The organism is Jatrophihabitans sp. YIM 134969 (assembly GCF_054456675.1).
The window spans coordinates 1-534 of record NZ_JBTJEQ010000115.1 but is presented as its reverse complement, the minus strand read 5'-3'; the positions used below and the strand labels follow the sequence as shown (position 1 = coordinate 534).

Below are 534 nucleotides of genomic sequence, written 5' to 3'. Positions count from 1 at the left end.
GCCGCGGACATGGACACCGCCGCGGACATGGACACCGCCGCGGACATGGACACCGCCGCGGACATGGACACCGCCGCGGACATGGACACCGCCGCGGACATGGACACCGCCACTGATGCCGAGGCCGCCGCTGATGCCGACGCCAGCGATGCCGACGCCGGTGCCGATGCCGGTGGCGATGTCGGAAGTGAGGGTGACGCCAGTGACGGCGGCGATGCCGATGGCGGTGATGCCGATGGCGGTGATGCCGATGGCGGTGATGCCGACGGCGGTGATGCCGACGGCGGTGATGCCGACGGCGGTGATGCCGACGCCGGTGCCGATGCCGGTGGCGATGTCGGAAGTGAGGGTGACGCCAGTGACGGCGGCGATGCCGATGGCGGTGATGCCGACGGCGGTGATGCCGATGGCGGTGATGCCGACGGCGGTGATGCCGACGGCGGTGATGCCGACGGCGGTGATGCCGACGGCGGTGATGCCGACGGCGGTGATGCCGACGGCGGTGATGCCGACGGCGGTGATGCCGACGGCGGT

At 71.7% G+C, this 534-nt stretch carries 1 pseudogene; it reads right to left on the bottom strand.

The features are described from left to right. Positions 1 to 534, bottom strand: a pseudogene (locus ACXR2U_RS24110) (hypothetical protein); the annotation flags it as partial.